The sequence below is a fragment of the Desulfovibrio inopinatus DSM 10711 genome (assembly GCF_000429305.1).
GTDB classification, from domain to species: Bacteria; Desulfobacterota; Desulfovibrionia; order Desulfovibrionales; family Desulfovibrionaceae; genus Alteridesulfovibrio; species Alteridesulfovibrio inopinatus.
Genome location: NZ_AUBP01000005.1, coordinates 226,764 through 239,912, shown reverse-complemented (window position 1 = coordinate 239,912; position 13,149 = coordinate 226,764). Strand labels below are relative to the sequence as shown.

Annotated in this window: 13 protein-coding genes and 1 tRNA gene; 2 read left to right on the top strand and 12 right to left on the bottom strand. The window is 47.0% G+C overall.

The genetic code is table 11. The features are described 5' to 3' along the window. Nucleotides 1–66: 66 nt before the first annotated feature. From hypB to G451_RS0105630, 3 genes are all read right to left on the bottom strand, one after another. Nucleotides 67–723, bottom strand: coding sequence for a hydrogenase nickel incorporation protein HypB (hypB, locus tag G451_RS0105640; RefSeq protein ID WP_027183485.1), 657 nt, complete (start codon nt 721–723; stop codon nt 67–69). Between the two features lie 17 nt (nt 724–740). Continuing rightward, a complete protein-coding gene (locus G451_RS0105635; RefSeq protein ID WP_027183484.1) occupies nt 741–1,094 on the bottom strand; it encodes a hydrogenase maturation nickel metallochaperone HypA/HybF in 354 nt (117 codons plus the stop codon). A gap of 71 nt (nt 1,095–1,165) precedes the next feature. After that, nucleotides 1,166–1,852 carry a DUF554 domain-containing protein gene (locus G451_RS0105630; RefSeq protein WP_027183483.1) on the bottom strand — a complete coding sequence of 229 codons (687 nt, stop codon included), beginning with the start codon at nt 1,850–1,852 and terminating at the stop codon, nt 1,166–1,168. Between the two features lie 140 nt (nt 1,853–1,992). Here G451_RS0105630 and G451_RS0105625 point away from each other — a divergent pair. Next, nucleotides 1,993–2,079 (top strand) — tRNA-Leu (locus tag G451_RS0105625). A 108-nt stretch (nt 2,080–2,187) separates the two neighbouring features. Here the strand turns inward: G451_RS0105625 and larE are convergent. The 9 genes from larE to G451_RS0105575 all read right to left on the bottom strand — a co-directional run bounded on the left by larE (nt 2,188) and on the right by G451_RS0105575 (nt 11,862). Continuing rightward, nucleotides 2,188–3,039 (bottom strand): ATP-dependent sacrificial sulfur transferase LarE, encoded by an 852-nt coding sequence (larE, locus tag G451_RS0105620; RefSeq protein WP_027183482.1) that lies wholly within the window; start codon nt 3,037–3,039, stop codon nt 2,188–2,190. Continuing rightward, complete coding sequence (gene larC, locus G451_RS0105615) at nt 3,039–4,259, bottom strand: nickel pincer cofactor biosynthesis protein LarC (RefSeq protein WP_027183481.1); 1,221 nt, start codon at nt 4,257–4,259, stop codon at nt 3,039–3,041. The genes larE and larC overlap by 1 nt, the downstream gene beginning before the upstream one ends. A gap of 115 nt (nt 4,260–4,374) precedes the next feature. Next, complete coding sequence (locus G451_RS0105610) at nt 4,375–5,574, bottom strand: aldo/keto reductase (RefSeq protein ID WP_027183480.1); 1,200 nt, start codon at nt 5,572–5,574, stop codon at nt 4,375–4,377. 277 nt (nt 5,575–5,851) lie between these two features. Continuing rightward, the gene (locus tag G451_RS0105605; protein ID WP_027183479.1) at nt 5,852–6,520 is read right to left on the bottom strand and encodes a hypothetical protein; all 669 of its coding nucleotides are present in this window, start codon (nt 6,518–6,520) and stop codon (nt 5,852–5,854) included. Nucleotides 6,521–6,768: 248 nt separating this feature from the next. Then, the gene (gene pstB / locus G451_RS0105600; RefSeq protein ID WP_034640877.1) at nt 6,769–7,596 is read right to left on the bottom strand and encodes a phosphate ABC transporter ATP-binding protein PstB; all 828 of its coding nucleotides are present in this window, start codon (nt 7,594–7,596) and stop codon (nt 6,769–6,771) included. Nucleotides 7,597–7,634: 38 nt separating this feature from the next. Beyond that, nucleotides 7,635–8,522 carry a phosphate ABC transporter permease PstA gene (gene pstA, locus G451_RS0105595; protein ID WP_027183477.1) on the bottom strand — a complete coding sequence of 296 codons (888 nt, stop codon included), beginning with the start codon at nt 8,520–8,522 and terminating at the stop codon, nt 7,635–7,637. Further along, nucleotides 8,519–9,493 (bottom strand): phosphate ABC transporter permease subunit PstC, encoded by a 975-nt coding sequence (gene pstC / locus G451_RS0105590; RefSeq protein WP_027183476.1) that lies wholly within the window; start codon nt 9,491–9,493, stop codon nt 8,519–8,521. The genes pstA and pstC overlap by 4 nt, the downstream gene beginning before the upstream one ends. Nucleotides 9,494–9,528: 35 nt before the next feature. Beyond that, nucleotides 9,529–10,551: a phosphate ABC transporter substrate-binding protein PstS gene (gene pstS / locus G451_RS0105585; RefSeq protein ID WP_051261196.1), complete on the bottom strand. Its 1,023-nt coding sequence runs from the start codon at nt 10,549–10,551 to the stop codon at nt 9,529–9,531. Nucleotides 10,552–11,136: 585 nt separating this feature from the next. After that, nucleotides 11,137–11,862 carry a hypothetical protein gene (locus G451_RS0105575; protein WP_027183473.1) on the bottom strand — a complete coding sequence of 242 codons (726 nt, stop codon included), beginning with the start codon at nt 11,860–11,862 and terminating at the stop codon, nt 11,137–11,139. Nucleotides 11,863–12,082: 220 nt separating this feature from the next. On the opposite strand from G451_RS0105575, the gene G451_RS0105570 reads away from it, so the two are divergent. Next, nucleotides 12,083–13,102 carry a molybdopterin-binding protein gene (locus G451_RS0105570; RefSeq protein ID WP_027183472.1) on the top strand — a complete coding sequence of 340 codons (1,020 nt, stop codon included), beginning with the start codon at nt 12,083–12,085 and terminating at the stop codon, nt 13,100–13,102. Nucleotides 13,103–13,149 lie beyond the last annotated feature (47 nt).

Below are 13,149 nucleotides of genomic sequence, written 5' to 3'. Positions count from 1 at the left end.
GATAGAGCGCTAGAGCAGTGCAGAGCAGATGAAAAGGGCCGGCCATCACATCGGCCGGCCCCTAAATTAGGCTTTTTTGGCGGCAACGTGTTTACGTAACCAGGCATACCACTGTTCAAGTCCTTCCCCAGTGCGACAGGAAAGCGGAAAGACTTCTATGTCTTTGTTGAGCGCTCGAGCAAATCCGGCAGCGCGATCCAAATCGAAATCAACATAGGGAAGCAGGTCGGTCTTATTGAGGATAAGGACCGAGGAAATATTGAACATGAGCGGATATTTTTCCGGCTTGTCATCGCCTTCCGTCACACTCAACAGTGTGATCTTGTGATCTTCACCAACATCGAACTCGGCCGGGCAGACCAGATTGCCGACATTTTCGATAAAGAGAATATCAAGCTTCTCCAAATCAAGGGATTTGAGTGCTTCAGCCACCATGGCACTGCTTAAGTGGCATCCCCCTTCGGTGTTGATTTGCACCGCTTGGGCACCAGTCGCAGCAACACGTTGGGCGTCGTTGTCGGTTTGTAAGTCGCCTTCAATGACGGCCATTTTGAACTCGTCTTTGAGAGCGGTCAGCGTTTTTTCCAAGGTGGATGTTTTACCTGCTCCGGGTGAACTCATGAGATTGAGAGCCAAAATCTTTTTCTTGGCGAAAAGCTCCTTGAGTTCTTCGGAAATGCGATCATTTGCTTCAAGGATATTCCGCACGATAGGGATTTGCATAGGCGACTCCGTGGGGGTTATTCAGCTTCGATGTATTCAATATAGAGTTCACGGCCAGTTTTGACGGTGTGGCCGAAATCTTGTCCGCATTGCGGACAAGGATGCAAAAGAATCTCATCTTCGTCCGGTGTAAACTCATGGCCGCAGTCACTGCATTCGAGCGTAACCGGAATTTCTTCAAGTTCAAGTACCGCACCTTCAAGGTCGGTTTTGATTGTCACGGCCATAAACGCGGTCTCCAGGGCCTCTGGAACGACTGAGGCCATACGACCATATTTGATTTTCACCGTGTGCAACGTCGTCATACCGTTTTTGGCCATCTCCTGGCTGATGATTTCCAGAAGATTTTGGGCAATGGACATTTCATGCATGGCGTAGGTGATAAAGAATTCAATCCCGCACGTAAAGAGGGAAACACCGCATGGGACGAAAACGCATAGTGCTACAGAAAAATAAGACTGAGCACGACCACGACCACGAGAGATGGAAGTAAATTCGAGACTTTTACTTCCATGAAGTCGAGCAGATTGATGCCGATGCCGATGATGAGAATGCCGCCAACAGACGTGAGTTGCGTAATAAGGGCAGGAGTGAACATGCTTTGGAGAAAGACGGCCAAAATGGTCAAAGACACCTGATAAATAAAAACCGGTACAAACGAGAACAACACGCCAGCGCCATGCGTCGATGCCAATACAATGGATGCAAAGCCGTCAAGCATGGATTTGGTATAAAGCAGGGTGGCGTCACCACGTAAACCTTCATCAAAAGAGCCGAGAATGGCCATAGAGCCCACACAATAAATCAATGATGCTGTAACCAGTCCTTCGGCAAAGCGCGAGTCAGTGGACCGGGTCAATCGTTTCATAGTTTGGGCCAGTGATTCCAGGCGAAGATCAAGACGAATGGCTTCGCCAAGAATGCCGCCAAGAACAATGCTGAATATGGCCACGAGTGGGGCGGTCATCGTAAATGCCATTTGTGCGCCGATAACGAAAACACATAGTCCAAGCCCCTGAAAGACGATTAGTTTGTATCGATCCGGGAATTTGCCATGGAAAAGCAGTCCAATGAGGCTACCGATAATGATAGCCGCTGCATTGACCAAAGAACCAAGTGGAAGGTGCACGGGGATATCCTTTGCTAAGAAGAAAGCAGAAGCGCAAATTCGCTTCAGGCGTGCTATCAAGACTTTTCTTGGCAAACAAGAAAAAAAGAAAAAAAGACTTGACCAAGTTAAACAATGTCCGTAGTTCTCACTGCTCACGCGCCGGGATGGCGGAATTGGTAGACGCACTGGACTCAAAATCCAGCGGTGGCAACATCGTGCGAGTTCGACTCTCGCTCCCGGTACCAAATTTCAAGGGATTACGATGCAATCATCGTAGTCCCTTTTTTATTTTCAAGGGTTTGCATCACATTCTTCTCTATTCGCGAAGCGTTGTGGGGGGCCAGAGCAGCTCTTCACGATTTAGGGTATGAGGTGTCACTGTCTGCTGAGGAAACATCAGGTTCGTTCAGACTCCCCATACGGTAACCTCCCATATCCATGGTGACATATCGGTAGCCTAAGGCTTTGAGCTGTTCATGTATTTCCATTCGCAGAGCTGTTTCAACAAGGTCATTGATTCTTTCAACGGGCACTTCGATGCGAGCAAGATTTCCATGGCTTCGCAATCGGACTGCAGCGAATCCCATCGATTTCAGGATGCATTCTGCGCGATCAATGCGCCGTAGCTCATCCTCCTCAATGTATGTGTCGTGTGGAATTCGGGACAACAGGCACGCCGAGGCCGGTTTGTCCCACACCGTCAGGTTGAACTCGTGCGCAAGTTCACGGATGTGCTGTTTCGTGAACCCTACAGTGAGGAGAGGGGTTTCTATCTGTAATTCAGATAAAGCCCGCATCCCTGGGCGATAATCGTCAAGGTCATCATGGTTGGTTCCATCCAGAACGTGTTCAATATGTTCCTCTGCTGCCAGCGTTTTCACATGCTGAAATAATTCTCGCTTGCAACGATAACAGCGATCTGGAGGGTTGTGTCGTATTTCTTCGGGAAACGGAATGTCGATGAGTTGATGCTGGATCGCCAATGTGTGCGCTGTTGTTTGTGCATCGCGGACTTCTGTTGTCGACATATATGGTGTGACGAGCGTTACTGCCAGCACATTGTCTCCTAGTGCCTGTTTAGCCGCGTAGAGAAGGAATGTGCTATCGAGTCCTCCGGAAAATGCAATGAGAACACGTCCCATGGCGCGGAGTTCCTGGAGTAACCGTTCATACGTATTTTTCGGTGAATTGGGTGGGGGAGTCATTATTTTGAATTGTTGCGGATAGAGTTGATCATGGCGTAGACTTCAGCCAAAGGAATATTGTGGTCCACAGCAATTTTTCGACAATCTTCCAGTTCTGGTTTGGAACGAATGGCCTTTCCGTGTTGGACGGCGTGCTTTATCGAGACTGTGCCTAATGGTGTTTCCTGACGTTCGAATGCAACATCGAGAATCGTTTTTTTAAGCTCGAAACTCTTCACACCCAAGGTCGTTGTGTGCTGAAACAATAATGCGATGAAACGTTCTTCATCCGTTGCGTGACAGAGCAATGAGACACAGGTTGCAGGTCGGTTTTTTTTCATCAAAATCGGCGTAAAGTGGACATCCATTGCACCCTTTTCCATCAAAATATCCATAGCGACACCGAGCATTTCAGCCGTCATGTCATCAATATTACATTGTAAGAGGCGTGTATCTTGAACTGCGTTGTCGCTGCGCGTCGTGGATGTTCGAGCGAGGTGGACACGGAGCAGGTTGGGGATCTCCGATTTTCGATGCCCAATACCATAGGCGGTTTTGTCGACTACCATGGTTGGTTTCTCAACAAAATGATCGACCAACGTGGCCAGTATCGCTGCCCCCGTGGGGGTGGTGGTTTCCTGCTTCACTGCTCCGCGTGTCGTTGGGAGTCCGTGGAGTATTTCAACAGTCGCGGGAGCTGGTATCGGAACGAGTCTGTGGCCGCTACGTCTGAATCCTCCGCCAAGCTCAACGGGACTTGACCATACTTCGTCAATATGAAGATGATGATGGCAGATGGCCGCACCAACCATATCGACAAGCGAATCGGTTGCCCCGACTTCATGAAAATAGACCTCGTGAATCGATGTTTCATAAATATGGGCTTCAGCTTTCGCAACCTTATGAAACATGGTCAAACTTCTTGTTTTGACCTCTTGAGGCAATGCACTGCGCTCTACGATAGATTCGATGTCGATAAGGTTACGAAGCGGTCGATTACTGTGATGATGTTTATCCTTGTGCGTAGATGCTTCACCTTGATTTTTCAATATGACGTCGACGCGTGTCCCATAAATACCATGTCGGGAATCTCGCGACACATTGAGTTCAAATTCATGATCTAAGCCAAGTTTCGAGAGTTCCGATCGTAAAAAGTCGGGGTCTACTCCAAGATCGATCATGGCGGCCAAGTTCATATCGCCGCTTATGCCAGCAAAACAATCGTAGTACAGGATGTTCATAGCGTCGTGCCTAAGGGCAAGTATTTTTTTACGTAACGAGTTGCCGTGCATCAAAGAAAAAATGGGGCATAAAGAGCGGCGTCGAGGTCGGAACGCCACTCTTGACGTTGTATGACTATGCAACACCCATTCTTTTTTTGACCGCTTCGAGCTGCTCGGCAAACTCCGGACCTTCTAGTTCTGCCGCAGCCTTTTCAAGGATATCTGGGATAGCGATATGTTGGGGACATTTCTCCAGGCATTCGCCACAAGCAATACATTGCGATGCCATGCCAGGCTCTTCACCGCGTGCGACACCACTGGTAAAAACAATATAAAAGAGTCGGGCTTCCTCCGTCTTTCCAAACATATGCAGTCTGTTATAACAATCAAAGCAGGTTGGAATTTTCACCCCCATGGGGCAAGGGAGGCAATACCCACATCCCGTACATCCTACCTTCATGACCTTATTATACATGTCTCTGACACGATCAACCAAGTCGAGTTCTTCTTGGCTGAGAGAATTCGCATGAGCTTCTTTTGCTATGTTGAGGTTTTGCTCGATATGGTCTTCTTCATTCATACCTGACAAAACCACGCTGACTTCCGGATGGTTCCAGACCCACCGAAGCGCCCATTCTGCCGGACTGCGTTGTGTTGCCGCCTCTTTCCATAATGCAGCCACAGCCGGAGGAGGGCTGGGGAGGGCGAGAGTCCCCCCACGGAGCGGCTCCATAATGATGATACCGATATCTTTTGCCGCGGCGTATTTGAGTCCTTCGGTCCCAGCTTGGAACTGCTGATCCATAAAATTGTATTGGATTTGGCAAAATGTCCAAGGGTAGGCATCAATAATGCGTTTGAAGTCATCAAGAACGCCGTGGAAAGAAAATCCAGGATTTATAATGCGACCATCGCGTTGGGCCTGATCGAGAAAATCTTGAATACCGTGCGATGTGACATTGTCCCATAGTCTTCCATCAAGGGCATGGACAAGATAGTAGTCGATGTGGTCGGTTTGCAGTCGTTCCAATTGCGCATTGAGGAACGTATCCATATCTTCACGACTCTTGATGAGCCAGGAGGGTAATTTGGTGGCAAGTTTGACACGCTCTCGGTAGCCATCTTGCAATGCCTTGCCAAGCAACGGCTCACTTGCTCCATTGTGGTAGGGCCACGCCGTATCGACATAGTTTACCCCATGGTCAATCGCGTAGCGAATTTGGGTGATAGCACGTTCCTCGTCAATGTCTCCATTTGCCATAGGCAAGCGCATACATCCGAATCCTAAAATGGAGAGTTTATCCCCGTTTTTCGGCATAGTTCTGTAGAGCATTCATTTCTCCTTCGTTTAGAAATCCAGCTCATTCATCTGATCTGTTCTCCTGCGTCATGGGAGGGATTTATCAATATACGAGAAGAGCTCTGTGAGAAATATACATTTCTCCTTCATTCTTGTCTTATCCTGTCTTGCGCACTCGAAACGAACAAAATCAAATCAAAAGAAGCGTGGATGAAGACCCCTTCGATACTTCAGGGAAGCATATTGGCGGACAACCCGTGAGAGCACGGAATAACGTTGATAGACGGGATGGATGTGACATCGGGCAGTCTCACGTCTTGACTTTGTTTAGATATCGACTTTCAGCCTGGTCTTCAAGGAATTGAGCAAAGTGCTTCGTTATTTTGGGCAATTTATACAGCGTCGTGAAAAGCGATTTATGGGTGAGCTTGGCAAGGGTTGAGGGGTCAAAATAGGCCTTGGCATTGTTAATAGACAGAACAAATGGTGGATATCCCTCCAATGCCAGGACATTGCTCATCATCAAGGCGCCAGTTCTATGGTTCCCTTCAAAAAAGAGCTGGGGGCGACTTATCATATACACATAGGTACTGGCTGCACGCCTCCAAGGAGATTTGGACTTATTCTTCTTGTTCCATTTCACAATATGATCAATATTGCAGTCTTCTTGATTGTAAAAGCGGATAGCCGTTTGTCGCATATGCTCTGAAAATTCATAGCGAACACGATCATCACAGCCGCAAAGAACGATTTGATTCAATTCAAGAAGTTGGCCTTTATTGCTTTCCGATACGATGTTGATTTTATTTTTTAACAAATCATTCACATATGAATAGCCAAGCAACATATTGTCAATAATAATGTCAGCTATTGGCTCTCGTCGCATTGCAAGAGAATCATTGATGTGTGAGAATCCTTTTTGTGTTTGCCGCAGTGATTCTTCAATTGCTGCAAGATTGAGTTGGTATGTTTTACTCATTTGTAGTCGTTTATATAAAATATCATATTATCATGATAAATATGTGTTGTGACAGCTTAATTGTATTATCGAAGTTTCATTGTTGATTAATCTAATGTGCTATGTTTGTTGATGGATAATATTAAGGGGCGTCATCCGTTATGAATAATAATGATCGCCCCGTTTGCTAAAAGATTATATTGGAAGAATAATGTTTCCGCAAAAGGAGAACGGTAATCTCGTTGCATATATTTTAAGAAATTTGCGCCTTAACTGAATTCTCCTTTGAGATAATCTCGAGTCAATTGCTCCTTCGGATTTTCAAACAATTGTTTTGTTACACCAAGTTCGATCAAATGCCCGGTTCGCCCACCCTGGCTGATATCAACCGAGAAGAATGCTGTTTGATCCGCAACGCGAAGGGCTTGCTGCATATTGTGCGTAACAATAACAAGGGTATATTTTTCTTTCAGACGAACCATGAGTTCTTCGACCTGACGAGTCGCTATGGGGTCCAACGCGGAGCATGGTTCATCCATGAGCAATACGCTGGGATCGGTTGCAATGGCTCTGGCAATACAGAGGCGTTGCTGTTGACCACCGGAAAGAGAAAGCCCACTATGTTTTAAGTTGTCTTTGACTTCATCCCACAAGGCTGCCCCGCGAAGGGCACTTTCGACTTTCTCCATCATATTCCCTTTGTATCTGTTGAGTCTGAGACCAAAGGCAACATTTTCGAAGATGCTCAATGCAAACGGGTTCGGTTGCTGAAAGACCATTCCGATGTGTCGACGAACAATCACGGGATCAACCTTGGCGCCGTACATATTAACACCGTGATAATGAACACTGCCCTCAAAACGGAATCCACGGATGAGGTCGTTCATTCGGTTGATGCTTCGTAGCACGGTACTTTTCCCGCATCCGGAAGGACCGATAAAGCCTGTGATTTGTTTTCGACAAATTGGAACATGGCTGTCTCGAACAGCTAAAAATTCTCCATAATAAATTTTATCCGCCTTGCAGTCCAAGATGATATCGTTCGCTTGGCTCACGGCGTAGACCGCTGATCCAGCCGCATTGCTGATGTTATCCATGACCTTTACAACTCCGTTGAACGATTTTTTTTCGTTCCTTATTTTTTACGTTGTCCAAGAGCCCGGCTGGCAATGTTGAGGATAAAAACCAGGACAACAAGTACAAGGGATGCGCACCACGCCAATTCAATTTGGTTTTCAAATGGGCTGCCAGAGTAATTGTAAATCAAAACAGCGAGCGAGGCCGTGGGATCATTGACCTGGAGCCAATATTCGCTGAATAACGCTGTGAACAAGAGTGGGGCGGTCTCACCGGCGGCCCGAGCGACGGCCAGAAATACTCCGGTGAGAATGCCGGGCATGGCCACGGGCAAGAGGACTTTCATCATAGCTTGCGCAGGAGTGCATCCCATGCCATACGCAGCTTCTTTCATGCTTTTCGGAACCATTTTGAGGGCTTCCTCAGCTGTCAGCATGACAATGGGAATCATAAGGAGGGAAAGGGCGATACCACCTGCCCAGGCCGAATAATGCCCCATGACCAAAACAACGGCAGCATAGGAAAAAACACCGGCTAGAATAGATGGCAATCCGGTCAGTGTTTTGGCGCAAAACCGGCAAATTTGGGATATTTTTTTGTAGGGGCCAAGTTCAGCAAGAAATATTGCGGCTAAAATTCCGAATGGAACGCTAATCGCTGCTGCAAGGCCTACCATAAACAGCGTTCCAATAATCGCATTTCCAAAGCCGCCCCCGGTCTCAAACGCTGTTGGAGGTAACGCGTAGAGAACTTCCATGGAAAAGCGTTTTCCGCCGCGATAGAGCAGCATAATGATAACAGAGAACAAAGGAAGACATGCAGATACAGCCATGACGATAGTAATCGTACTCAAAATGTACGATTGAAGAGCACGACCTTCAAAACGTTGAGTCTCAAAATTTGGCTTCTTCACAATGGTGTCAGTCGGGAGGGTGTGCGAGGTCATCGTTTGGCTCCTCCGGGTTGGCTGTAATTAATGATCAATTGTCCAACCACGTTCACCACCAACGTAATGACCAACAAGACAATGGCGGCGAACATGAGCACTTCGACCTCTGTTGTTCCTGCCTCGGGAAAGTTCAATGCAAGCAAAGCGGCAAGAGTGTTGGCAGGGGAAAATAATGAAAGCGATATCTGGTTGGAATTCCCGACAAGCATGGCCAAAGCCATGGTTTCTCCGAGTGCCCGACCAAACCCAAGTACCAAAGCTCCAAAAATTCCACCGGATGCTGTTGGCAGCATGACGCGCAAAATGGCTTCCCAGCGAGTCGCTCCCATTCCATATACCGCTTCTTTGGTCTTGTACGGTATGGCACGAAATGCATCTTGGGAAACGGCAGCGACCGTAGGCAAAATCATGATGGAAAGCACCAGCGCTCCGGGAAAAAGGCCTGGGCCACTGAGTTCGGTTCCAAAGAAGGGAACCCACCCAAAGTACGCATGAAGAAAATTAGCAAATGGCCGGATGATAGGAATAAGCACGAAAATTCCCCACAGCCCATAAACAACACTTGGAATAGCTGCCAGCATCTCAATAATGTTTTTAAGAACAATTTCGATCTTATGTGGCAAAAAGTCCTGTGTCAGAAAAATCGCAATAGCTACACCGAAAACACCGCCGACAACCAAAGCGAACAGAGCGCTGTAGAGCGTTCCCCAAATTTCCGGTAAAATGCCAAAGATATTTTGATTTACATCCCATTGTGTAGAAACGAGTAAGTTCAAACCATATTTCTGCATCGCAGGAATGGCTTTCCCGCCGATTTCAAACAGAATGTAGGCAAGCAACACAATTGTCAGCGTCGTAAAAATGTACGCCATACCACGAAACGCCTTGTCGAATAGCCTGTCCCTAAATGAAGGGGGCGTAGCATAACTCTCGCCCCACTTCATGGGCAGTTCTTTTTGGGAATCCATCAGATCTGCCTTATATTCATTTTAAAAGAATGAATTTATTGAATGGTTTTTGCCGCTTCCGATACTTTTTTCACAACTGTTTCAGGGAGAGGGATATATCCGGCTTTGTCAGAAATAGCCTGACCTTTGAACAAGCAGTAATCAATGAGCTTGTGGATCCATTCCAGTTTTTCTTTATCTTGGTAGGTCTTGTAGAAAAGCATCCAGGTGTAGGTCACCATGGGGTAGGAATCAGCGCCTTCCGGATCGGTCACAAATACAATCATGTTTTCGGGTAAGGTCACGTTGGCCAGCGCAGCTTGTCCGCCGGCAAGACCAGGAGCAACGAATTTCCCCGCCTTGTTTTCCAGGGAAGCCATGGGGAGTTTCGTCATTTTGGCATAGCCGAATTCAATGTATCCAATTGCACCGGGAGTTTGCATGATGGTGGCTGCAACGCCGTCGTTTTTGGGCGATTTAACGAGATGATCACCAAGCGGCCAGTCAACGGTTTTGCCGGAACCAACTTTGTCTTTGAATTCTTTATTGATAGCGGCCAAATGCTGGGTGAAGTTAAAGGTCGTTCCGGAGCTGTCGGCACGAGCGACAACGGTGATGTTTTCATCAGGAAGCTTTACGCCAGGATTGGCTTTGGCAATGATGGGGTCGTTCCACTTGGTGATTTCACCAAGATAAATTTTAGAATAGGCTTCCCGAGGCAGCTTCAGTTCCTTCACGCCTTTCAGATTGTACGAAAGCACAATTTCACCGGCGGTCATGGGAAGAAGTTGAACTCCTTCGGCAACTTTGGAGATCTCTTCGGCAGACATAGCCGCATCGCTGGCACCAAAATCGACAACATGATTTTGGAAATCGCGAATGCCGGCGCCGCTTCCTTTGGACTGGTAACTCACCTGAACACCGGAATTTTCACGGCTGAAGGTTTTGAACCAAGTCGTGTATAAAGGAGCTGGAAAGCTCGCACCGGATCCAACCAGGTTGACATCTGCCAAGGCCACGGAAGGGACAAGGAGTGCAAATGTAAAGATAAATCCAACAACATTTTTCAAAACTTTCATTTTCCACCTCATTGAAGTTGTGTAAAGATGTATGGTCCGGCGTATCGTCTTCCATTGTGAAGTAAATGCCGAGGTGGTTATGTTTCCGTTACGAACTGATTATAAACAGGAAGAGAGGCTTCCAAATATTTGCTCTTCAAAGAAAGGTATCTGGGAGGATACAAAATTATTTGCTATAATTTCAAAACGATATATTGCCGTGGAAAATTTCGTATCGCTTTCCATTGTGACCAATCGTTCCATGCGATTGCGTATAGTCTTTCTTGCGAGAGAGCATAACTGTAACAATATTTTCACAGAGTAGGATAGAAGAGGGCGAAGAAGAGAAATACACGCCAAGAGCAAGAGATCGACAAAGTCCGAGAGGTTGCCTCGGAAAAACTCCGACAAGTGCTTTCACATCATTCGTGCTGATATCGGAAAAAATGGAGCGATGTGTCGGATGAGGCTGACAGCGTGCTTTGAAGGTTATGCTTCATGCTCATATCAATATGGGGACTCTCATGAGGAGATAAGGCGAGAATGTACTTAAGCTATATATTGTTAAAAGTGGAAAAGAGGGGGAGTGGGGGAACTCGACAGGCATTAATTCAACGGATCTTTCTCTAAGATTTGCATGGTGAGTGTATAAATATTCTTGCCATTATTATTGAAGCGAAATTCACATTCTTTCATATGCAGTCGAATGGTTTCACTTCGAAGGCCACGGAATTTTTCAAGACGGACACGACAAAAATCAAGAAAAGCGGCCAACGTCGCTTCGGGCGATACTATTCGTTGAAGGACATTACTTGTTGAAGGACGTAAAAAAAGATCCTCCAAACCTCCTGGAGTGAGCGGTGTTTCGAACGATTTCCAATAGCCAAGATTGATCTGTCCCTGAGCGTACATTGAGCCAGAGAGCACTGCCGTCAGTGTCGATCGTTCGCAATCAGGCATGATTTCGACAAACAGGGTTCGATCTGCTCGGAGGATTCCATATAATAAGCCCGGCCCTTTTTTATAGTATCGTCCACCGCCGAGTGTTCGGCCGATGATGAAAAACGCACTTCCGTGCGATAGTTTTTTGAAGATTGGGGCCTGCTCCAAACAGTATCTCGCAATTCGAACGCGAATACGGCGCAGATAGGTGTTGATGGTGTTTCGTGAAAATCCTGTTGATTCGGCTATTTTTCCCGCTTCAATATCAAGCGCAAACAAACTGACAATCCGTCGAAATGATTCTTCCGATATCTTTGCTCGAGCAACATATCGGTTTTTATGGGAGCGCTCAGGAGACGGGGCAGTCCCACCAGAATCAAATTGTTCCACACTTCCCTCCAACATTTTTGTTATATTACATCGAATATTGTCAAAAAAAGTGTTGTTCTTGTCTTGACCCGATACTCAAAGCACGGGTTTTATGCCAAACGTGACATACCTTTTCGAGCTAACGAAAAAAGGAAACCGAGGCAAGCTCCTCGTATCTTGATATACGGCAACCGACGACAGGTCGAAGGGGCGCGAAAAGCGCACCAAGTGGAGATTCGGTATGAAAGCGATTCCGGTGGAGCAGGCTGTAGGGACAGTCCTGTGTCACGACATCACCCAGATTGTTCCTGGCAAGTTCAAGGGGAGAGCGTTTAAACGTGGACATATTATTTCGAACACGGATGTTCCCAAGCTGCTGAGTCTTGGAAAAGAACATATATATGTCTTCGATCTGAACGATGGCTTTGTTCATGAAGACGATGCGGCCAAGCGCATGGCGAAAGCGGCGAAGGGTGAGCATTTGTCTTTATCCTCTGTATGTGAAGGCCGGATCAACCTGCATGCCGAAATCGATGGCCTGTTGAAAATCAACACTGACGCGCTGTTTGAAATCAACAGCGAAGAAGAAATTGTTTTCGCAACTATTCATGGCAACCAAGCTGTGACGGTTGGTCGTCAAGTTGCTGGAACTCGTGTTGTTCCTTTAGCCGTTGTGAACGAAAAAGTCGAACGTGTTGAAAATATTTGTGCAAATTATGGTCCAATTGTTACGATTAAACCTTTTCGTCCTTTGCAGGTCGGTGTTGTCACGACCGGGAGTGAAGTTTATCACGGACGCATTAAAGACGCTTTCGGACCTATTCTCAAAAAGAAATTTGAAAAAATGGGATGCTCAATCCTTCGCCAGGCTTTTGTGCCCGACGATACAAGCATGGCCATTGATGCTGTCAGAAGCCTCCTGGAAGAAGGAGCAGACATGATCGCCTTGACTGGCGGCATGTCCGTTGATCCTGATGATCAGACTCCAAGTGCCATTCGTGCTCTTGGTGCAGATGTTGTCACCTACGGTGCGCCGACATTCCCTGGAGCCATGTTCATGTTGGCGTATTTGGGAGATATCCCCGTGATGGGGCTTCCCGGCTGTGTCATGTACTCCAAAGCAAGCATTTTCGATCTTGTCGCACCGCGGCTTGTCGCAGGTGAAACCGTTACTCGTCGCGATATTATCGGGCTCGGACACGGTGGACTGTGTGCCGGCTGCGAGACCTGTCGCTATCCGATATGCGGATTCGGCAAATAGACAGATCGTCAGGCAATAATTTCTCCCCCCCCGGCCAAATCCGATTT